At 60.1% G+C, this 21,612-nt stretch carries 21 protein-coding genes; 13 read left to right on the top strand and 8 right to left on the bottom strand.

Annotated features, from left to right (window positions below; translation table 11 throughout):
• Positions 1–92: 92 nt before the first annotated feature.
• Entirely contained in the window at positions 93–737 is a 645-nt protein-coding gene (gene pyrE / locus PMI37_RS04640) for an orotate phosphoribosyltransferase (protein WP_008078597.1), read from the bottom strand.
• Between the two features lie 82 nt (positions 738–819).
• Between pyrE and PMI37_RS04645 the strand changes: the two genes are divergently transcribed.
• A complete protein-coding gene (locus tag PMI37_RS04645) occupies positions 820–1,599 on the top strand; it encodes an exodeoxyribonuclease III (protein WP_007920349.1) in 780 nt (259 codons plus the stop codon).
• A 58-nt stretch (positions 1,600–1,657) separates the two neighbouring features.
• Here the strand turns inward: PMI37_RS04645 and PMI37_RS04650 are convergent, their stop codons facing one another.
• The 4 genes from PMI37_RS04650 to rph all read right to left on the bottom strand — a co-directional run bounded on the left by PMI37_RS04650 (position 1,658) and on the right by rph (position 4,984).
• On the bottom strand, positions 1,658–2,848 hold the full coding sequence (locus PMI37_RS04650; protein ID WP_008078600.1) for a M24 family metallopeptidase: 1,191 nt from the start codon (positions 2,846–2,848) through the stop codon (positions 1,658–1,660).
• 94 nt (positions 2,849–2,942) lie between these two features.
• The gene (locus PMI37_RS30890; RefSeq protein ID WP_081500490.1) at positions 2,943–3,836 is read right to left on the bottom strand and encodes a helix-turn-helix domain-containing protein; all 894 of its coding nucleotides are present in this window, start codon (positions 3,834–3,836) and stop codon (positions 2,943–2,945) included.
• Between the two features lie 29 nt (positions 3,837–3,865).
• Entirely contained in the window at positions 3,866–4,234 is a 369-nt protein-coding gene (locus PMI37_RS04660; protein ID WP_008078602.1) for a DUF4870 domain-containing protein, read from the bottom strand.
• A 27-nt stretch (positions 4,235–4,261) separates the two neighbouring features.
• A complete protein-coding gene (rph, locus tag PMI37_RS04665) occupies positions 4,262–4,984 on the bottom strand; it encodes a ribonuclease PH (protein WP_008078603.1) in 723 nt (240 codons plus the stop codon).
• A 270-nt stretch (positions 4,985–5,254) separates the two neighbouring features.
• On the opposite strand from rph, the gene PMI37_RS04670 reads away from it, so the two are divergent.
• From PMI37_RS04670 to PMI37_RS04695, 6 genes are all read left to right on the top strand, one after another.
• Entirely contained in the window at positions 5,255–6,118 is an 864-nt protein-coding gene (locus PMI37_RS04670; RefSeq protein ID WP_008078608.1) for a YicC/YloC family endoribonuclease, read from the top strand.
• A gap of 12 nt (positions 6,119–6,130) precedes the next feature.
• Positions 6,131–6,751, top strand: a complete 621-nt coding sequence (gene gmk, locus PMI37_RS04675; RefSeq protein WP_008078609.1) for a guanylate kinase — start codon at positions 6,131–6,133, stop codon at positions 6,749–6,751.
• Between the two features lie 167 nt (positions 6,752–6,918).
• The gene (gene rpoZ, locus PMI37_RS04680) at positions 6,919–7,182 is read left to right on the top strand and encodes a DNA-directed RNA polymerase subunit omega (protein ID WP_007894670.1); all 264 of its coding nucleotides are present in this window, start codon (positions 6,919–6,921) and stop codon (positions 7,180–7,182) included.
• Between the two features lie 57 nt (positions 7,183–7,239).
• Positions 7,240–9,345: a bifunctional GTP diphosphokinase/guanosine-3',5'-bis pyrophosphate 3'-pyrophosphohydrolase gene (gene spoT / locus PMI37_RS04685; protein WP_007920338.1), complete on the top strand. Its 2,106-nt coding sequence runs from the start codon at positions 7,240–7,242 to the stop codon at positions 9,343–9,345.
• 24 nt (positions 9,346–9,369) lie between these two features.
• Complete coding sequence (locus tag PMI37_RS04690) at positions 9,370–9,750, top strand: RidA family protein (protein WP_008078614.1); 381 nt, start codon at positions 9,370–9,372, stop codon at positions 9,748–9,750.
• A gap of 68 nt (positions 9,751–9,818) precedes the next feature.
• Positions 9,819–10,559 carry a hypothetical protein gene (locus PMI37_RS04695; RefSeq protein ID WP_008078615.1) on the top strand — a complete coding sequence of 247 codons (741 nt, stop codon included), beginning with the start codon at positions 9,819–9,821 and terminating at the stop codon, positions 10,557–10,559.
• A gap of 211 nt (positions 10,560–10,770) precedes the next feature.
• Here the strand turns inward: PMI37_RS04695 and PMI37_RS04700 are convergent, their stop codons facing one another.
• Positions 10,771–11,628, bottom strand: a complete 858-nt coding sequence (locus PMI37_RS04700) for an SDR family oxidoreductase (protein WP_008078617.1) — start codon at positions 11,626–11,628, stop codon at positions 10,771–10,773.
• A gap of 189 nt (positions 11,629–11,817) precedes the next feature.
• Between PMI37_RS04700 and exbB the strand changes: the two genes are divergently transcribed.
• The 6 genes from exbB (at position 11,818) to PMI37_RS04730 (ending at position 18,633) form a co-directional block, all read left to right on the top strand.
• Complete coding sequence (gene exbB / locus PMI37_RS04705) at positions 11,818–12,777, top strand: tonB-system energizer ExbB (protein WP_008078620.1); 960 nt, start codon at positions 11,818–11,820, stop codon at positions 12,775–12,777.
• A 6-nt stretch (positions 12,778–12,783) separates the two neighbouring features.
• A complete protein-coding gene (gene exbD / locus PMI37_RS04710) occupies positions 12,784–13,212 on the top strand; it encodes a TonB system transport protein ExbD (protein ID WP_008078622.1) in 429 nt (142 codons plus the stop codon).
• Positions 13,209–13,955 (top strand): TonB family protein, encoded by a 747-nt coding sequence (locus PMI37_RS04715; RefSeq protein ID WP_008078624.1) that lies wholly within the window; start codon positions 13,209–13,211, stop codon positions 13,953–13,955. Before exbD ends, PMI37_RS04715 begins: the two co-directional genes overlap by 4 nt.
• Before the next feature lie 183 nt (positions 13,956–14,138).
• A complete protein-coding gene (locus PMI37_RS04720) occupies positions 14,139–15,068 on the top strand; it encodes a hydrogen peroxide-inducible genes activator (protein WP_007920331.1) in 930 nt (309 codons plus the stop codon).
• Positions 15,069–15,077: 9 nt separating this feature from the next.
• On the top strand, positions 15,078–17,153 hold the full coding sequence (gene recG / locus PMI37_RS04725; RefSeq protein WP_008078625.1) for an ATP-dependent DNA helicase RecG: 2,076 nt from the start codon (positions 15,078–15,080) through the stop codon (positions 17,151–17,153).
• A 79-nt stretch (positions 17,154–17,232) separates the two neighbouring features.
• A complete protein-coding gene (locus tag PMI37_RS04730) occupies positions 17,233–18,633 on the top strand; it encodes an aminoacyl-tRNA deacylase and HDOD domain-containing protein (protein ID WP_008078626.1) in 1,401 nt (466 codons plus the stop codon).
• Between the two features lie 99 nt (positions 18,634–18,732).
• Here the strand turns inward: PMI37_RS04730 and PMI37_RS04735 are convergent, their stop codons facing one another.
• Positions 18,733–20,088, bottom strand: a complete 1,356-nt coding sequence (locus tag PMI37_RS04735) for a delta-60 repeat domain-containing protein (RefSeq protein WP_008078627.1) — start codon at positions 20,086–20,088, stop codon at positions 18,733–18,735.
• 151 nt (positions 20,089–20,239) lie between these two features.
• Positions 20,240–21,586 (bottom strand): delta-60 repeat domain-containing protein, encoded by a 1,347-nt coding sequence (locus tag PMI37_RS04740; RefSeq protein WP_008078628.1) that lies wholly within the window; start codon positions 21,584–21,586, stop codon positions 20,240–20,242.
• Positions 21,587–21,612 lie beyond the last annotated feature (26 nt).

Raw genomic sequence — 21,612 nt, forward strand, 5'->3', positions numbered from 1 at the left:
TGTAGGAGCTGCCGAAGGCTGCGATCTTTTGATTTTGTTTTTTAAGATCAAAAGATCGCAACCTTCGGCAGCTCCTACAGAATGATGCCTTATCAGACGCCGAATTGGGCGCGGTACGCTTCCACGGCCGGCAAGTGCTGCTTGAGTTGCGGATCATCCGCGAGGAACTCCAGCACCTGATTCAGCGACACAATGCTGATCACCGGAATGCCGAAATCACGCTCGACTTCCTGAATCGCCGACAACTCACCGTTGCCACGCTCCTGACGGTTCAGGGCGATCAGCACGCCGGCAGCCTTGGCGCCGTCCTGCGAAGCAATGATTTGCATCACTTCACGGATCGCGGTGCCTGCGGTGATCACGTCGTCGATGATCAGCACGTCGCCGGTCAGCGGCGCGCCAACCAGGCTGCCGCCTTCGCCGTGGGCCTTGGCTTCCTTGCGGTTGAAGCACCATGGCAGATCACGGTCGTGATGCTCGGCCAGTGCCACGGCGGTGGTTGCCGCCAGCGGGATGCCTTTGTAGGCCGGGCCGAACAGAACGTCGAAGGGAATGCCGCTTTCGGCGATGGCTGCAGCGTAGAAACGCCCCAGTTGCGCCAGGGCCGAGCCCGAGTTGAACAGGCCGGCGTTGAAGAAGTAAGGACTGGTGCGCCCGGACTTCAGGGTGAACTCACCGAAGCGCAAAACGCCGCGATCGATGGCAAAACGAATGAAATCGCGCTGATACGCTTGCATGAAAAAAACCCCAAATACCACGGATTTAGCTAATTAGCTTGACGCCGTGTATCATACACGCACGCGATTTTTGGGGCCATTTATGCGGATCATCAGTGTGAACGTCAATGGTATTCAGGCGGCAGTCGAGCGCGGTTTGCTCAGTTGGCTGCAAGCACAGAATGCCGACGTCATCTGCCTGCAGGACACCCGTGCCTCCGCCTTTGAACTGGATGACCCAGCCTTCCAACTGGATGGCTACTTCCTTTATGCCTGCGATGCTGAAGTCCCTGCCCAAGGCGGCGTGGCTTTGTATTCGCGGTTGCAACCGAAGGCTGTCATCAGCGGTCTCGGTTTCGAGACGGCCGACCGCTACGGGCGCTACCTGCAAGCAGATTTCGACAAAGTCAGTATTGCCACCTTGCTGCTCCCTTCGGGGATGAACGGCGATGAGGACTTGAACCAGAAGTTCAAGCTCATGGACGACTTCGGCAAGTACCTGGACAAACAGCGACGCAAACGTCGCGAGTACATTTATTGTGGCTCGCTATACGTGGCGCAGCAGAAGCTCGACATCAAAAACTGGCGCGACAGCCAGCAATCCCCGGGCTTCCTGGCGCCAGAACGCGCCTGGATGGACGAGATTGTCGGCAACATGGGTTATGTCGATGCCCTGCGCGAAGTCAGCCGTGAAGGCGACCAGTACAGCTGGTGGCCGGACAACGAGCAGGCCGAGATGCTCAATCTGGGCTGGCGCTTCGACTACCAGATCCTGACCCCGGGCCTGCGCCGCTTTGTACGCAGCGCACGCCTGCCACGTCAGCCACGGTTTTCGCAGCACGCGCCGCTGATCGTCGACTACGACTGGACGCTGACCATCTAAGCGTCTTTTCGCCGTACAAAAAATGTCCGTATCGAGAGATGCGGGCATTTTTTTTCGATCAAAGGATTGTTTGGCTGGCAATGTCTCTCGGCGCGCGGGTCAGGATGTCTGGCTTGTCGCCAATCACCACCGTGTCGTCGATACGGAAGCCCCCCAAGCCCCACTGAAAAATCCCCGGTTCCGCCGAATACACTTCGCCGGCCATCAATGCACGCGTGTTGAACGCCATGTCGTGGGGAAATTCGTGGCCGATCAAGCCAAGACCATGCCCCGTACGATGAATGATCAGATCGGCAACCCCGTGCCGCTCGAAAACCCCTTGCGCCGCCGCATCAATGGCGCAGACCGGATTGCCCGTTACCGCCGCTTCACACGCGGCTTCATTGGCTTCCCGTGCCGCTTCGTACAACTGGGCCTGGCGTGGCGAAGGCTTGCCACAAAACCATGTCCGCTCGTTCTCGATGATCAGACCGTTGATGCGCGGAATAATGATGTTCACCAGACCATGACCCTTTTCGATCCGTGCACCGCACTGTCGGCCATCGCCGTGAGGCGCACAGCTCGCCGGGCCGGACAGGGTGAAAAACTCTATGCACTGCACATCCTCTCCGGGGAAACGATTGGCCGCTTCCTCGACAAACAGCGCCGCCATGCTCATGTCCAGCTCCTGAACCAGCCGTCCGGGGCGGATATTTTCCCGGTAGCGATCCTGCAACCAGTCGGTCAGCGCGCAGGCTTCGCGCATTAGTCGGATTTCCTCCGCATGTTTGACCATTCGCAATGTGCGGCACTCTTCGGTCGCGTTTTGCAGCACCAACGATGGCAGCAAAGTGCCGACGCGAGCCAACGGCGCCGTGATCGCGTCGACGCCAATGCGCGACCGATGCAGCCCGGCATCTCGCAAAGATTGTGCGACCAGCTCACTCCACTGACTGACCAAGGGCAGGCGATTTTGCACACGCGGATGCTCGGCATAGAAACGCGCATCCTCGATCCATAGACGCCCGGCCTCCTGGGTAAAACGCCAATGATGCGTCGATAGCTCATGAGCGATCACAAACGGCGCGCCGTTCCTCGGTACTACGCACAGAATCGGCCGTTCCCACGTCTCGACGTCGGTATTGAAGTTGGTCGCAAACTGGAAGAAGTCGCCCTGAGTGAACACCAGCGCATCAAAACCTTCGCGGTCCATCTGCGAGTACATGAGTTGCAGACGGTAGTCGCGCACAGCGTGTCCGAGGTGTGCCATTGGCTGGCTCCGTGTCGTAGAAGTGCGGACAGTGTTCAACGAGGGCAGAGTTGACGTCGCGCCGATCCTTGCTCAATTGCCGGTACTTTCTTGCTCAAGAGTTTTGCCGGGACTGACGAAAATCCGTCGGACTGATGCCATAGGCTTTACGAAAGACTCGGGCGAAATGGCTGGAATCGGCAAATCCACTTTCCAGGGCAACTTCCAAAACAGTCTTGCCGGAGATTTCCAAAGCGTTGCGTGCCCGTTGCAGGCGCACGGCAAGTACGTGAGCGTGAGGCGAAGTACCAAAGGCGCGTTTGAATTCGCGGGCGAAGTGGAATTCGCTCATCGCTGCGATCGCCGCCAACCGGGCGATGCAGAGTTTTTCGCAGGGGTGACGCTCAATGTAGCGCAGGGCATCCATCAGGCCTTGGCTGGCAACTCTTGGCTGGGTGCTCGAAAGCTCATAACTGTTCAACAAATGAGCAATCAACACCTGAACACTTAGATCCGCCTGCTCACGGGCGCCCCGACTGTTGTCACCGATGGACAGCGCCAACTGCCGGGCAAGCAAATGAGCCACTCTGTCGTTTTGATACAGCGGCTGATGCGTCCCGCGAAACCCGGCAAAGTTAATCCCTTGATCCTGCGCCGCAGCGGTCAACGCCGGCATTGGTAAATGCACATGGAGGATGTCGAAAGCGCTACGAGTATCCCAGCTCGCGGATTGGCTGGGCTGCAGCAATCGCACCTGACCGCGGTGAATCGGGCCGTCCCACACCTGCTGGCCGCCAACAGCGGCACGCGACTGCATAGGCGCAAGCATCACGCTGAGCAAAACATGCTCGCGCGGTTCCGTGCGTTCAAAACGATAACTGCCTGTGGAAAATCGCTGCCAACGGAACACCGCAGCACCGGTCGATTGCAGACCTGTGAGGGCAGCGGCGGGTTTCATCCGCCATTCCTCGGTTTGCTGCTCGATAGAAGACGCGACAGGCTGAGACATTGCGCACTCCGCCCGTCAGGCCCGCGAGCCTACTTGATCAACCGCCAGGTAAACGGATACCGGTATGGATACCCTTCGTTGGCCTTGACCCCGGCAATGATCGTCAACACCAGTGCGCCAATCGCCAAAATGCCAATCAGGAAGAAGCCGACGATCAGCACCATCAGCAGGAAGCAGATCAACGAGGCAATCGCCACGGTGATCTGAAAATTCAGCGCCTCTTTGCCCTGGGCATCGATAAACGGATCCTTTTCACGCTTCATCTGCCAGAGGATCAATGGCCCGATCAGGTTGCCGAACGGAATCCAGATCCCCAGCAAGGCGGACAAGTGACAAAACATCGCCCACTGACGAACCTCCTGGCTCGGCTTGGGCAGTAGCTCTTGCTGGTCACTCATCGCTTTCTCCTTGCGGTTATGAGCCTGTCAGTCGGCCAGTGCGGCGTTCTGCAGTTCGAAGATCTCGTTCATGCCTTTCTTGGCCAGTTCCAGCATGGCGTTGAGGTCTTCCGGCTGGAACGGCGCGCCTTCAGCGGTGCCCTGCACTTCGATGAAACCACCGGTGCTGGTCATCACGACGTTGAGGTCGGTCTCGGCAGCGGAGTCTTCCAGGTAATCCAGATCCAGTACCGCTTCGCCCTGATACATGCCGACCGATACCGCGCCGATCATTTGCTTGAGCGGGTCGCCGCCCTTCAGGCCGCCGCGCTTCTTGATCACTTTCAGTGCGTCAACCAGAGCGACCATGGCGCCGGTGATGGACGCAGTGCGGGTGCCACCGTCAGCCTGGATCACGTCGCAGTCGACGTACAGGGTGACGTCGCCCAGCTTGGACATGTCCAGCGCAGCGCGCAGGGAGCGGCCGATCAGACGCTGGATTTCCAGGGTGCGACCGCCTTGCTTGCCACGGCTCGCTTCACGCTGGTTACGCTCGCCAGTGGCGCGCGGCAGCATGCCGTACTCGGCGGTCAACCAGCCCTGGCCCTGACCCTTGAGGAAACGCGGCACACCGTTTTCGACGCTGACGGTGCAGATGACTTTGGTATCACCGAATTCGACCAGCACCGATCCTTCGGCGTGTTTGGTGTAGTTGCGGGTAATGCGGATCGAGCGGAGCTGATCGGCAGCGCGACCACTTGGACGTTTCATAGGAGATACCTGTACTGAGGACGGAAAACTGCCGAGCATTATAGAGCGCTGCACTGCGACTGGGCACTTGTTAAAAATTCGGGCCGACGATCGAAGGCCCTGAAACACGCATTACCGACGGGCTGCAGCCCTTTGTCACACCGTGTGTTTGGGCGCATTCGCCGCACTGCGCTACAATCCTGCGCCTTTGCTGCCAGTCGGCATAAATTCATTGATATCGCGCTTGCGGAACCCAGGTTTCGCGCCGATCTGCATTGCGAGGTTACCGCCATGGTGCACAGCATGACCGCCTTCGCCCGCGTCGAGAAAGCCGGCGTCCAGGGCACCCTGAGCTGGGAACTGCGCTCGGTCAACAGCCGCTATCTGGAACCGCACCTGCGCTTGCCGGAAACCTTTCGCGACCTCGAAGGCGCGGTGCGTGAAGCGCTGCGTCAGGGCCTGTCGCGGGGCAAACTGGAATGCACCCTGCGTTTCACCGAAGAAAGCACCGGCAAAGCGCTGCAAGTCGACCGCGAGCGCGCCGCGCAACTGGTCGCCGCCGCCGAAACCATCGCCGGCCTGATCAAAAACCCGGCGGCACTGAACCCGCTGGAGGTGCTGGCCTGGCCCGGCGTGCTGGTCGGCGATGCAACCGACCCACAGGCGCTGAACGCCGAGGCGCTGGCCCTGTTCAATCAAGGCCTCAAAGAGTTGAAGGCCGGCCGCGAGCGCGAAGGCGCGGAGCTGGCCCGGTTGATCAATGAGCGCCTGACCTCGATCGAAGAAGACGTCGTGACCCTGCGTGAACTGGTGCCGCAAATGCTCGCGACCCAACGCCAGAAAGTCCTCGACCGCTTCGCCGACATGAAGGCCGAGCTCGATCCGCAGCGTCTGGAACAGGAAATGGTCATCCTCGCGCAAAAAAGCGACGTGGCCGAAGAGCTGGATCGCCTGAGCACCCACATCATCGAAGTGCGCCGGGTGCTCAAGTCCGGCGGTGCAGCCGGGCGTCGCCTCGACTTCCTGATGCAGGAGCTCAACCGCGAAGCCAACACACTGGGCTCCAAGGCCTTTGATCCGCGCAGCACCCAGGCCGCCGTCAACCTCAAGGTGTTGATCGAGCAGATGCGCGAACAAGTGCAGAACATTGAGTAAGGCAACCCCGACATGACCCACAGCACCGGCACCCTGTACATCATTTCCGCCCCTTCGGGCGCGGGCAAAAGCAGCCTGGTCAAGGCGTTGACCGACGCCATACCGGAAATTCGCGTTTCGGTTTCGCACACCACGCGCGCCATGCGTCCGGGTGAAGTGGACGGCGTGAACTATCACTTCGTGACCCGCGAAGAGTTCGTGAAAATGGGCGAGCACGGCGACTTCCTCGAACGCGCCGAAGTCTTCGGCAACTTCTACGGCACCTCGCAAAGCCGCCTGCAGCAGACGCTGGATGAAGGTCACGACCTGATTCTGGAAATCGACTGGCAAGGCGCCGAGCAAGTACGCAAACTGATGCCGCAAGCTCGCTCGATCTTTATCCTGCCGCCGTCGCTTCAGGCCCTGCACCAGCGCTTGACCAACCGTGGCCAGGACAGCGACGAGATCATTGACGGCCGGATGCGCGAAGCGGTCAGCGAGATGAGTCACTATGTCGAGTACGACTACCTGATCATCAACGACGATTTTGCTCACGCACTTGACGATCTGAAGGCTATTTTCCGCGCCAATCAACTCCAACAGAAACGTCAGCAGGTACGTTTCGGCAAATTGCTGGCCGAATTGCTCGGTTAATCAGCACTTCCCAAAATGCCTGCAAGCGCTTTACATTGGTGCTTGCAGCGCGTTGAAGGGCTTGGTTAAAAAATCAGCGCTTCCCTAATCGCTGGTGATTTTTTAAACTGTTGAGTCCGCTCGCCCAACCGGGCAGCGCGCATATTGCATTCGCTCCGAGGAATACCATGGCCCGCGTAACCGTTGAAGACTGCCTGAACCACGTGGAAAACCGTTTTGAGCTGGTCATGCTCTCTACCAAACGTGCCCGTCAACTGGCCACCGGCGGCAAAGAGCCACTGGTTCAGTGGGAAAACGACAAGCCTACTGTTGTTGCCCTGCGTGAAATCGCTGAAGGCCTGATGAGCTACGAGTTCATCGCCAACGCTGAAATCGTCGAAGACGAACCGCTGTTCGCAGCGTTCGAGGACGAGTCCAACGAGGCCGTCTAAGCCTATGCCTGGTCGACGTAGCACGGCGCGGGGTCACAACCTACGGCAGGAATTATCATGCCGAGCATAGACGCCCTCGCCGATCGCTTATCGACCTACCTCGGCAACGACCAGGTCAACCTGGTCCGCCGAGCGTATTTCTACGCCGAACAAGCCCATGACGGTCAACGCCGGCGCAGCGGCGAGGCGTACGTCACGCATCCTCTTGCGGTGGCCAATATTCTTGCCGACATGCACATGGACCATCAGAGCCTGATGGCCGCGATGCTGCATGATGTGATCGAAGACACCGGTATCGCCAAAGAAGCGCTGCAAGCGCAGTTTGGTGAAACCGTGGCCGAACTGGTCGACGGGGTCAGCAAACTGACCCAGATGAATTTCGAGACCAAGGCCGAAGCCCAAGCCGAAAACTTCCAGAAAATGGCCATGGCCATGGCGCGCGACATTCGCGTGATCCTGGTCAAACTTGCCGACCGCCTGCACAACATGCGCACGCTGGAAGTGCTGTCCGGGGAAAAACGCCGGCGCATCGCCAAGGAAACCCTCGAAATCTACGCGCCTATCGCCAACCGGCTGGGCATGCATGCGATCCGCATCGAATTCGAAGACCTCGGCTTCAAGGCCATGCACCCGATGCGTTCTGCGCGGATCTACCAGGCGGTCAAGCGCGCCCGGGGCAATCGCAAGGAAATCGTCAACAAGATCGAAGAATCCCTCGGCCATTGCCTCGCAATCGACGGCATCCAGGGTGAAGTCAGCGGTCGCCAGAAACACCTCTACGGCATCTACAAGAAAATGCGCGGCAAGCGTCGGGCCTTCAACGAGATCATGGACGTCTATGCGTTCCGGATCATCGTCGACAAGGTCGATACCTGCTACCGCGTGCTGGGTGCTGTACATAATTTGTACAAACCGTTGCCGGGGCGCTTCAAGGATTACATCGCGATCCCCAAGGCCAACGGCTATCAGTCGCTGCACACCACGCTGTTCGGCATGCACGGTGTACCGATCGAGATTCAAATCCGCACCCGCGAAATGGAAGAGATGGCCAACAACGGCATCGCTGCCCATTGGCTGTACAAATCCAGCGGTGACGAACAGCCGAAAGGCACTCACGCCCGCGCCCGCCAGTGGGTCAAAGGCGTGCTGGAAATGCAGCAACGTGCCGGCAACTCGCTGGAATTCATCGAGAGCGTGAAGATCGACCTGTTCCCGGACGAGGTCTACGTGTTCACGCCGAAAGGCCGGATCATGGAGCTGCCGAAAGGCTCCACGGCGGTCGACTTTGCTTACGCGGTACACACCGACGTCGGCAACAGCTGCATCGCCTGCCGGATCAACCGTCGACTCGCACCGCTGTCCGAACCGCTGCAAAGTGGCTCCACGGTCGAGATCGTCAGCGCACCCGGCGCCCGGCCAAATCCGGCGTGGCTCAACTTTGTGGTCACCGGCAAGGCGCGTACGCACATCCGCCATGCGCTGAAACTGCAACGCCGCTCCGAATCCATCAGCCTCGGCGAACGCCTGCTGAACAAAGTCCTCAACGGTTTCGACAGTTCGCTGGAGAAGATCCCAGCCGAACGCGTCAAGGCGATGCTCACCGAGTACCGCCTCGAACTGATCGAAGATTTGCTTGAAGACATTGGCCTCGGCAATCGCATGGCCTACGTGGTCGCCCGCCGCCTGCTCGGCGAAGGCGAACAGTTGCCAAGCCCTGAAGGCCCGCTGGCAATTCGCGGTACCGAAGGTCTGGTGCTGAGCTACGCCAAGTGCTGCACACCGATCCCGGGCGACCCGATTGTCGGGCATCTGTCGGCGGGCAAAGGCATGGTCGTGCACCTGGACAACTGCCGCAACATCAGCGAAATCCGGCACAACCCGGAAAAATGCATCCAGCTCTCGTGGGCCAAGGATGTCACCGGCGAATTCAACGTCGAACTGCGCGTCGAGCTGGAACACCAGCGCGGCTTGATCGCCCTGCTGGCCAGCAGCGTCAACGCAGCCGACGGCAATATCGAGAAAATCAGCATGGACGAACGCGATGGTCGCATCAGCGTGGTCCAGTTGGTGGTCAGCGTCCACGACCGTGTGCACCTGGCCCGCGTGATCAAGAAGCTGCGCGCCTTGACCGGGGTGATCCGCATCACCCGGATGCGTGCATAACTCAACCATTACAAGGAGTCATACATGACCAAGACCGTTATCACCAGCGACAAGGCCCCGGCCGCCATCGGCACTTACTCCCAGGCGGTCAAGGCAGGCAACACCGTTTACATGTCGGGTCAGATTCCACTGGACCCAAAAACCATGGAGCTGGTTGAAGGCTTCGAAGCCCAGACCGTCCAGGTGTTCGAGAACCTCAAAGCCGTGGCCGAAGCTGCCGGCGGTTCGTTCAAGGACATCGTCAAACTGAACATCTTCCTCACCGACCTGAGCCACTTCGCCAAGGTCAACGAGATCATGGGCAAATACTTCGACCAGCCGTACCCGGCTCGCGCCGCCATCGGCGTGGCTGCCCTGCCAAAGGGTTCGCAGGTTGAAATGGATGCCATTCTGGTCATCGAGTGATGCGCACGGCGCGGCCTTCAACGCCGCGCCGACTGCTCTGCAAGAAAAGGTTTTGAAAGGATTCCACCATGCGCAAAGCGCTAGCTCTCCCGCTGCTCGCCATTTTCCTCGGCGGCTGCGCCAGCAACCCTGCCGATCGTGACATCAGCGGCACCTGGATCAATCAGGTAGCGATCGATGCCGCAGCCAAGGGCGGCCCCCTGCGCGAAGCGCTTCAGGCTTACGGCCCGAACCTGGAGTGGGACGTCAACACCAAGGCCAGTCAGGCCCGCTACACCAACGGTTTTGAGAACGTCGAAGGACGGCTGCTGGGCGAACAGTCCGGCGCCTGGAAAGTCGACTTCTATGGCAGCTCCGCCAGTGAGCTGAAACGTGATGGCAGCCAGCTGCAACAGGCGGCCAGCGACAACGAACCTGAACAGCTCTTCGACCGCGCACAGATTCCCGTACCGGAAGGCGCGCCGATCGGCGCCAGCTTCGAACGTGCGCTGTATTCCGCCTACATGGGCGGCAGCTGGAAAATCGCCAGCGGTCAGGGCGAAGGCGAAACCGTGCAGTTTCAGGCCGATGGCCAGGTGTCCGGTTTGCCGGGTGCCGACCGTTATGCCTTATGCCTGGCGGGCGATTGCGCGTCGATGAGCAACGGCAACGACAGCATGTGGCTGCAGCAGAACGGTCAAGGCAATAACTGGATCTTTGTGCGCAAGGGCAAAGAGCTGGAAATCCTCCAGGCGGTTAACTCGGCGCTGGCGGATGAACAGCCGCAGTTCACCCCGGGTGATCGCAAGTGGTTGCTGGAAAAACAGTAACCATCTTCTGGAATTACTGAATATCCAAGGTGGGAACCTCTGTGGCGAGGGGATTTATCCCCGATCGGCTGCGAAGCAGTCGCAAAACCTTTGTGCGCGGTTTATCTGATCAACCGCGATTGCAGGATTTGGGGCCGCTGCGCGCCCCATCGGGGATAAATCCCCTCGCCACAGGGGATCAATTCCCACAGTGGTTTGTGGTGTTAAGCAGTCAGCATTTACCCTCGAGGATAGCGGCGTAGCCTTCGCGGTAGCTTGGGTATGTTGGCGTCCAGCCCAGCGCTTTTGCCCGGGCATTGCTGCAGCGCTTGCTGCCGGTGCGCCGCACACTCGCCTCCGCCGCCCACTCGGTCACGCCCAGATACTCGCGCAACCAGTCGACCACTTCGGCCAACGGCGCCGGTGCATCGTCGACGCCGATATAGATGCTCTCCAGCGCAGTCCCCTGCCGATCCGCCTCCAGCAAAAACTTCAGCAAACCTGCTGCGTCATCGGCATGGATGCGATTGCCATACAACGGCGGCTCGACGGCCACGCGATAACCCTCGCGAACTTGCGTCAGCAGACGCTCGCGACCCGGGCCGTAGATGCCTGTCAGGCGCAGGATGCTTGCCGGGATGCCGCTCTTGAGCGCGACTTGTTCGGCCTCAAGCATCAATTGCCCGGAGAAGCCGCTGGCAACCGTCGCTGAAGTCTCGTCTACCCATTCACCCTCCATCTGCCCATAAACACTGCTGCTCGACACGAACAACAGTCGCTCCGGCACCTGCCCGTAGTCATCCAGCCAGCTCAGCACATTCTGCAAACCCTGCACGTAAGCCGCGCGATAGCCGGCCTCATCGTGATGGGTGGCCGCCGCGCAATACACCAGGTAATCCACTGCCCCTACCGGCCAGGTGTCCGGGCAGTCTTCGCTGAACAGGTCGCCGGCAACACCAATGACCCCGGCGGGCAGGCGCGACACATCCCGGCGCAAGCCATGGACTTCCCAGCCAGCGGCCAGCAATTGCGTGGCCAGACGACTACCAATATCGCCACAACCGGCAATCAGAACAGAAGGCGCAGACATCGGAAAACTCCCATCGGAAAGCGACAGACTAGGCTCGACGAGTGACGAGCGGCTAGCAATCAAGGAAAAAAAGATACTCTATTACTTTTGTTAACAAGAATTACTTGCAATAATGCACGCCACTTTTGTTCTCGGCCTCACGAGGCCTGGAAGAGCATTAAACGTTTTTCTATCTCAGGTCCGGCCAGCATGACACGTAATCAAATCCCCGCTTCGCCAACCAAACGACCTCGCGCCTGGAGCGCGGTGGCGGCTCTGTTGCTCAGCCTGATGCTGGCACCGACCGCCGCGTTCGCCGACGCTCAAGCACCCGCCGCACCGGCCGCGACCGAACAGCACGCACCGGCTGCCGACGCGCCTGCCGCTGCTCCCGCTGCAACTGATCCAGTGCAAGCGGTAGACGCTGCCGACGTTCCTGAAGTTCTGGAAGCCGACAACTCCTTGGGCATGGCCCACGACTTGTCGCCTTGGGGCATGTACCAGAACGCCGACATTATCGTGAAAATCGTGATGATCGGCCTGGCCATCGCTTCCATCATCACCTGGACCATCTGGATCGCCAAAGGCTTCGAGCTGATGGGCGCCAAGCGTCGTCTGCGGGGCGAAATCGCTGCCCTGAAAAAAGCCACCACCCTTAAAGAAGCCAGCGCCACCGCCGGCAAGGAAGGCACCCTCGCCAACCTGCTGGTACACGACGCGCTCGAAGAGATGCGCTTGTCGGTCAACAGCCGCGAAAAAGAAGGCATCAAGGAACGCGTCAGCTTCCGCCTTGAGCGTCTGGTTGCCGCCTGCGGTCGCAACATGAGCAGCGGCACCGGCGTGCTCGCCACCATCGGTTCCACCGCGCCGTTTGTCGGCCTGTTCGGTACCGTGTGGGGCATCATGAACTCCTTCATCGGCATCGCCAAAACCCAGACCACCAACCTTGCCGTTGTGGCGCCGGGTATTGCTGAAGCACTGCTGGCCACTGCACTGGGTCTGGTTGCTGCGATCCCGGCCGTTGTGATCTACAACGTGTTCGCCCGCTCCATCGCCGGTTACAAGGCGCAGGTTTCCGACGCCTCGGCAGAAGTGTTGTTGCTGGTCAGCCGCGACCTCGACCACCAGCCTGAGCGCAGCTCGCAGCCGCACATGGTCAAAGTGGGGTAATCGGCCATGGGCCTGCATTTGAAAGAAGGCGCAGACGACGATCTGGCCGAGAACCACGAAATCAACGTCACGCCGTTCATCGACGTGATGCTGGTACTGTTGATCATCTTCATGGTGGCCGCTCCGTTGGCCACCGTGGACATCAAAGTCGACCTGCCTGCCTCGACCGCCAAACCGGCACCGCGGCCAGAGAAACCGGTGTTCCTCAGCGTCAAGGCTGATCAACGCCTGTACATCGGCGAAGACGAAGTGTCGCCGGAAACCCTCGGTGCCTTCCTCGACGCCAAGACTCACGGCAAAAAAGACACCACCATCTTCTTCCAGGCCGATAAAGGCGTGGATTACGGCGACCTGATGAGCGTGATGGACAAGCTGCGCGGCGCCGGTTACCTGAAGGTCGGCCTGGTCGGACTTGAGACGGCAGCCAAAAAATGATCACGACGCGCCATAAGCTGACGCGTTACAGCGGTAGCCTGGCCGTGGTGCTGGGCGTTCATGCGCTGGCCATCGCGCTGGCGCTGAACTGGACCGCCCGCCCGCCCATCGAATTGCCGCCGCAGGCAATGATGGTCGAGCTGGCCCCGGTTCCAGCCCCGCCACCGCCTGCTCCGCCGAAAGTCGTCACACCGCCGCAGCCACCGGCTCCGGTCGAAGAGTTGCCGATCCCGAAACTGGCCGAAGCACCGAAAGCTGAAATCGCGGTGCCCAAACCTAAACCGAAGCCCAAGCCTAAACCGCCGAAGCCAGTCGAGAAGAAGCTGCCCGATCCGCCGAAGGAAAAACCTTCCGAGGAGAAACCGGCCGACACCCAACCGACTCAGGCACCGACGGAGAAATCCGCCCAGCCTGCACCAGGTCCGTCGCCGGCCCAGATGGCGGCCAAAGCCAGCTGGCAAGGCACGCTGCTCGCGCATTTGGCCAAGTACAAAAAGTACCCGGCCAGTGCTCAGGCACGCGGTAAGGAAGGCTTGAACCGTCTGCGCTTCGTGGTGGATGCCGAAGGTAACGTGCTGTCGTTCGAACTGGTGGGCCGCTCCGGCAACGCCGATCTGGACCGGGCTACCCTGGAAATGATCCGCCGCGCACAACCGCTGCCCAAGCCACCGGCTGACATGCTCAACAACGGCTCGATCGAAATTGTTGCGCCGTTTGTTTATTCCCTCGAACGCCGCCGTTAAGTAGCAAGATCAAAAGATCGCAGCCTTCGGCAGCTCCTACATTGGAATGCATTTCCCTGTAGGAGCTGCCGAAGGCTGCGATCTTTTGCTTTTTGCAGTAGTCGCATGCCGCCCTCAGTCTGATAACGTGCGTCTATCGATTGCAGCCGGTATGCTTGGCCCGCATCTTCATGGACGCTTGCTATGACCCTCACAGAATTACGCTACATCGTAACCCTCGCCCAAGAGCAGCATTTCGGCCACGCTGCCGAACGTTGCCACGTCAGCCAGCCGACCCTGTCGGTGGGCGTGAAAAAGCTTGAAGACGAACTCGGTGTGCTGATTTTCGAGCGCAGCAAAAGCGCCGTGCGCCTGACCCCGGTCGGCGAAGGCATCGTCGCCCAGGCGCAAAAAGTCCTTGAGCAAGCCCAAGGCATCCGCGAACTGGCCCAGGCCGGCAAAAACCAGCTGACCGCGCCACTGAAAGTCGGCGCGATCTACACCGTCGGCCCGTACCTGTTCCCGCACCTGATTCCGCAACTGCACCGGGTCGCCCCGCAGATGCCGTTGTACATCGAAGAAAACTTCACCCACGTGCTGCGCGACAAACTGCGCAATGGCGAGCTCGACGCGATCATCATCGCCCTGCCGTTCAACGAAGCCGACGTGCTGACCCTGCCGCTGTACGACGAGCCGTTCTACGTGCTCATGCCGGCCCAGCACCCGTGGACGCAAAAAGAAACCATCGACGCCGGCCTGCTCAACGACAAGAGCCTGCTGCTGCTCGGCGAAGGTCACTGCTTCCGCGATCAGGTTCTTGAAGCCTGCCCGACCCTGACCAAGGGCAACGACGGCGCCAAGCACACCACGGTCGAATCCAGCTCGCTGGAAACCATCCGGCACATGGTTGCGTCCGGTCTGGGCATTTCGATCCTGCCGTTGTCGGCGGTCGACAGTCACCACTACGCCCCCGGCGTGATCGAAGTGCGTCCGCTGTCGCCACCAGTGCCGTTCCGCACCGTGGCCATCGCCTGGCGCGCGAGCTTCCCACGGCCGAAAGCCATCGAGATCCTCGCCGACTCCATTCGCCTGTGCTCGGTGGCCAAGCCAGCGGCACCGGTTACGGCCGGTTAAGCGAGCGTCATGACTGAGCTGTCGCAAGTGTCGGTGACGGCACTCAAGGGTGTCGGTGAAGCCATGGCCGAGAAATTGGCCAAGGTCGGTCTGGAGAATCTCCAGGACGTGTTGTTTCACCTGCCGCTGCGTTATCAGGATCGCACCCGCGTGGTGCCGATCGGCCATTTGCGACCGGGTCAGGACGCCGTGGTCGAAGGCACCGTCAGCGGCGCCGACGTGGTCATGGGCCGCCGTCGCAGCCTCGTCGTGCGTTTGCAGGACGGCACCGGCGGGCTAAGTCTGCGCTTCTACCATTTCAGCAACGCGCAGAAAGAAGGCCTCAAGCGCGGCACGCGGATTCGCTGCTACGGCGAAGCCCGGCCCGGCGCCTCAGGGCTGGAAATCTACCACCCGGAATACCGCGCCATCACCGGCGACGAACCACCGCCAGTGGATGAAACACTGACCCCGGTTTACCCGCTCACCGAAGGTCTGACCCAGGCGCGTCTGCGTCAGTTGTGCATGCAGACGCTGACCATGCTCAAGCCAGACACCCTGCCCGACTGGCTGCCGACCGAGCTGGCGCGCGACTATCAACTGGCGCCACTGGCCGACGCGATCCGCTATCTGCACAACCCGCCCGCCGATGCCGACGTCGACGAACTCGCCCTCGGTCATCACTGGGCCCAGCATCGCCTCGCCTTTGAAGAACTGCTAACGCATCAACTGTCGCAACAACGTCTGCGCGAAAGCATGCGTTCTTTGCGCGCGCCGGCGATGCCGAAAGCGAAAAAGCTGCCGCCGAAGTACCTGGCCAACCTCGGCTTCAACCCGACTGGCGCCCAGCAGCGCGTTGGCAACGAAATCGCCTACGACCTCAGCCAGCACGAACCGATGCTGCGGCTGATTCAGGGTGACGTCGGCGCGGGCAAAACCGTGGTCGCCGCCCTCGCCGCCCTGCAAGCGCTGGAGGCTGGCTATCAGGTCGCGCTGATGGCGCCAACCGAGATCCTCGCCGAACAACACTTCATCACCTTCAAGCGCTGGCTCGAACCGCTGGGCATCGAAGTGGCGTGGCTGGCCGGCAAGCTCAAGGGCAAGAACCGCGTCGCCGCGCTGGAACAGATCGCCAGTGGTACGCCGATGGTGGTCGGCACCCACGCGCTGTTCCAGGACGAAGTGCAGTTCAAGAATCTGGCGCTGGTGATCATCGACGAACAGCATCGTTTCGGCGTGCAGCAACGTCTGGCGCTGCGGCAGAAAGGCGTCGGCGGGCGCATGTGCCCGCATCAACTGATCATGACCGCCACGCCGATTCCGCGCACCCTGGCGATGAGCGCCTACGCCGACCTCGACACCTCGATCCTCGACGAGCTGCCGCCCGGCCGAACCCCGGTCAATACCGTGCTGGTCACCGACACCCGCCGCGTCGAAGTCATCGAACGCGTGCGCGGTGCCTGCGCCGAGGGCCGTCAGGCCTATTGGGTGTGCACGCTGATTGAAGAGTCGGAAGAGCTGACCTGTCAGGCCGCCGAAACCACGTTCGAAGACCTCACCCTCGCCCTCGGCGAACTGAAAGTCGGGCTGATTCACGGGCGCATGAAGCCTGTCGAGAAGGCCGCCGTGATGGCCGAATTCAAGGCCGGCAATTTGCAATTGCTGGTGGCGACCACGGTGATCGAAGTCGGCGTCGACGTGCCCAACGCCAGCCTGATGATCATCGAAAACCCCGAGCGCCTTGGCCTCGCGCAACTGCACCAATTGCGTGGCCGTGTCGGTCGGGGCAGCGCCGCCAGCCATTGCGTGCTGCTCTACCATCCGCCGCTGTCGCAGATCGGTCGTCAGCGCCTGGGCATCATGCGCGAGACCAACGACGGTTTCGTCATCGCCGAAAAAGACCTCGAACTGCGCGGCCCCGGCGAAATGCTCGGCACCCGCCAGACGGGTCTGCTGCAATTCAAGGTCGCCGACCTGATGCGCGATGCCGACTTGTTGCCCGCCGTGCGCGATGCCGCGCAAGCACTGCTGGAACGCTGGCCGACCCACGTCAGCCCGTTGCTCGACCGCTGGCTGCGTCACGGGCAGCAATACGGCCAAGTGTGAGCACGGTCGCAGTTTCTGCCAGCTCGCTGCGACCAAGCTGGTTATACTCCTGCCATTGTTTCAAAAACGGATACACACCATGACTGACGCAGCTCTCGCCCCCGAACCTCCGCACGCACCGTCTGTGATTCGGCTGCTGCTCGGCAAGCTGGGGATCGCTTACGAAGAAGTGCTCGACCACCACGGCCTCAATGCCTCGCGCAAAGTCCAAGCCGTGCTGCTCGACGACGCCGTGGGCGCGCTGATGGTGCTGTTTCCGCAGAGCCAATTGCTTGACCTCAATCGCCTCGCCGAATTAACGGGCCGGCGCCTCACCGCCGTGTCCACCGAGCGCCTGGAAAAGATGCTCGGCAAACACAGCCTGAGCCTGCTGCCGGGCCTGCCGGCGCTGACCAGTTCGCCGTGCCTCTACGAAGAAAGTCTGCTGCGCGAACCGAAGCTGCTGATCAACTCCGGTGAGCCGGGCCTGCTGCTGGAAATCGCCAGCGAAGACTTCAAGACCATGCTGACCAAGGCCAGCGCCGCCAACTTCGGCGAAGCCCTGAGCAGCATCCGCCCGAACCTCGACCGCCCGGACGATGACCGCGAGGAAATCACCCAGGCCGTGCAAGCGTTCACCGCGCGGCGTATCCAGCAACGTCTGGAAGCGACCATCGAGATTCCGCCGCTGGCCGAAACCGCACAAAAAATCATCAAGCTGCGCGTCGACCCCAATGCCACCATCGACGACATCACCGGCGTCGTTGAAACCGACCCGGCGCTGGCCGCGCAGGTAGTGAGCTGGGCGGCATCGCCGTATTACGCCTCGCCGGGCAAGATTCGTTCGGTAGAGGACGCGATCGTTCGCGTGCTCGGTTTCGATCTGGTGATCAACCTCGCGCTGGGCCTGGCCCTCGGCAAGACCCTGAGCCTGCCCAAGGATCACCCGCAACACACCACGCCGTACTGGCAGCAGTCGATCTACACCGCCGCCGTCATCGAAGGCCTGACCCGCGCCATGCCGCGCGCCCAGCGCCCGGAAGCCGGCCTGACGTATCTGGCCGGTCTCCTGCACAACTTCGGTTATCTGCTGCTGGCCCATGTGTTCCCGCCGCACTTCTCGCTGATCTGCCGCCATCTGGAGGTCAACCCGCACCTGTGCCACAGCTACATCGAGCAACACCTGCTGGGTATCAGCCGCGAACAGATCGGCTCGTGGCTGATGCGCTACTGGGACATGCCGGACGAACTGGCCACCGCACTGCGCTTCCAGCACGACCCAAGCTACGACGGCGCCTACGCCGAATACCCGAACCTCGTCTGCCTGGCCGTGCGCCTGCTGCGCGGTCGCGGCATCGGTTCCGGCCCGGATGAAGACATCCCCGACGCCCTTCTCGAACGCGTCGGCCTGACCCGCGAAAAAGCCAACGACGTCGTCAGCAAAGTCCTCGAAGCCGAAGTCCTGCTGCGCGAACTGGCTTCGCAGTTCAGCCAGGCCTAAACGCATCGCGGGCAAGCCTTGCGCCTACGGGATCATTTCAATCCTGTAGGAGCAAGGCTTGCCCGCGAAGCCGTCAACGCGATCTGTGAAGTACTCGCCTCAAGCGGAATAACACAGCAGAACACCACCATTGATGTGAGGCCAAGGCTCGGCGTCCTTCCACAAATTACCGCAAACGAAGAAGCGATCCGTCCCTTGCATCGACATGTCGGTCATGCCCTCCATGGATAGCGCCTCATCGAACACGACATAACCTTGACCGTTAAACGCCGTTTCCAGAGAACCGTCGGATCGATAACACGCGGTCACAATACTCAACTCTTTTTTGACAAAACCGTCTCCGGTGCTCCCCGAGACGATGACCGAGCCATTGGTTTGTGTCACACAACGCCGCCAACTGAGCCCCTCCGCTACAAAATCGGCAAATAACGGCTTGCCTTTGTTGAAAGGCAGATTGTAGGAACCCGTGGAATTCAGAGCGACGATCAACCCCTTCCGAGGCTCGCTCCGCGTCATGAATGCATTGCCTACCGCAATAATCCGGCCGTCACTTTTTCGCACCGTCATAGCAACAAGGTTAATCAGGGAAGGACTGAAAACGGTGACTGCAAGCCCCCCGTTGAAACCGCGGTCGACCTCGCCTGCGGCGGTAAGACGCGTCACATAGGCAGTCTGGCCTTCATCCGCGTTGAAATGCCCGCACACCAGTATGTGGCCGTCCTCTTGTAACGCAATGCCTTCGCTACTGCTCCAGTCAAACGTAAAACCTTCAAGCTCGATGATTGCCGCACCTCGGCCCTTGAACGTCGTGTCAGGCGAACCGTCCTTGTTACGCCGCAAGACGATGCCTTTCATTTTGCCGAACTCATCCCCGACATTGCCGACCAGCAGGAGCTTGCCATCGGGCTGTACGATCACTGAAGGTGAACCGGCAGCAGAAGCCTGCTTGCCCCCCTCCGCCGAATTGTCCCCGCGTCGCGCCGCACTCACCATTACCCCGGTGTGCCCGGAGCTGCCGTAATCTTCGTAGGGAATATGGAGAATGCCGGTTCCGTTCAGGGACTCATCCAACCGGCCATCCTCGTGGTGACGGACGATCATCAGCCCATGAGAACCGGGTAACGATGCTTGCGCGAAAATCACCCAACCGCCGTTTTCTGCCGGGCTGACGCCAAAAATGTGACTGAACTCAAAGTTTTCCAGCGGTACCACGACCACGCCGTCCTGGTTGGCACCAAACGAATTATCCAGTGAGCTATCAGCATCCAGCCGCGTCACCGCACAACCTGCGTTTCGGCCGGAAAGAGACACAACCGCCAATACCTTGCCCCCTGGCAGGGCCAGCACGGCATCCGGCGCAGCTCCGGAGATGGCGGGGATTGGAAATTTAAGAATGCCTGTTTCATTGAAAGTCTTGTCGAGCGTTCCCGAACTTGCAATTCCTTGTTGTCCCATGATCTAGCTCCATCAAGTGATGAGAGTCCGGTGCGGACCCTCATCACCATTGAGCGCCCGAATGCGCTTGAAAACACCTGTCAGAGTTGACAGGCCAGCAGCCTTCTCAAGCCAATTCCCGGGCACCATTGCATGACAAGGCCCCCGCACCTCAAGCGGAATAACACAACAGGAAACCGCCCTCCACCTGCGGCCAAGGCTCCGCGTCCACCGACAGAGCCCCACAAACAAACACTCGTCGACCATGCAACACCATATCGGTCGTGTCTTCGATCAGCAGCGGTTCATCGTAACGGTTGAAACCTGTGCCATTGAATTTCGGGTCCAGAACCCCGTCAGGGCGAAAACGCGCTGTCACGCTAGACAATGTTTCAGTGACAAAACCGATGCCGGTATTACCGGCGACGATGATTGATCCGTCTTCCTCTATCGCACAGCGCAGCCAATACAGCCCCTCAGACACAAAGTCGGAATACAGCGGACGGCCGCTATTGAAGACGAGGTTAAAGGAGCCGCTGGCGTTCAGAACGACGGTCAACGCTTTTGGCGGCACTCCCCGTGCAGGGCGCGCCCTGCCAACCGCAACGATCCGGCCATCGTCTGGACTGACGGTGATGGCGTCCAGTCTGATTTCGCTGCTGTTGGAAAGGATGACGGCGCGGCCGTTGTTGAAATCAGCATCGACCTTACCGGCAGCATTGAATCGCACGACAAAGACGCCCTGATCCTCCAAACCGTTAAAAAGGCTCCCGCCGACCAAAATACGGCCATCCGCCTGAACCGCAACGCTGCTGGCGCTGTTCCATTGATGGGGAACGCCTTCAAGCTCGAGGATTGCAAACCCTTGACCATTGAAGGAGGTATCACGAGAACCATCCGAATTTCGCCGCAGGACGATACCTTTCAGCTTATCGAAACCCTGAGAAATATTACTGACCAGGACGATTTTGCCGTCAGCCTGCTCGGCGACCGAAATCGAGGCAGACGTCTGTTGAGCACCATCGGTGGCCACTCGACTGCCGGGGGATACTGCAAACGCGTTATGTCCTGACTTGCCAAAATCACCGTAAGGAATGAACAGAATGCCGGTTCCATTCAAGGACTTGTCCAACTGGCCATCCGGCAAATGGCGAATAATCAACAAGTAACCGGTTGGCCCGGTCATGCCCTGACCCACAATCAGCCACCCACCCTTCGCCGTCGCGCTGATACCGAAAATGTGCAATGCCTTAACGGTATCCAGCGGCACAAACACGAAACCGTGTTTATCAACGCCAAACTGCTCATCCAGCGCACCGTCCGCCTTGAGCCGCGCCACTGCATAGCCTGCGCTGTTTCCCGCCAGCGGCAGGGCAACCAGCAGCTTTTCTTCAGGCTGAGGCAGCACAGCACTCGGTACGAAACCGGAGATGGCGGGAATTGGAAATTTGAGGATGCCTGTTTTATTGAAAGTCGGGTCGAGAGCACCCGCACGAACGATTCCTTGTTGTTGCCCCATGATCCTGCTCCATCCAGTGATGAGGG

This window comes from Pseudomonas sp. GM80, assembly GCF_000282515.1.
Classification (GTDB): domain Bacteria; phylum Pseudomonadota; class Gammaproteobacteria; order Pseudomonadales; family Pseudomonadaceae; genus Aquipseudomonas.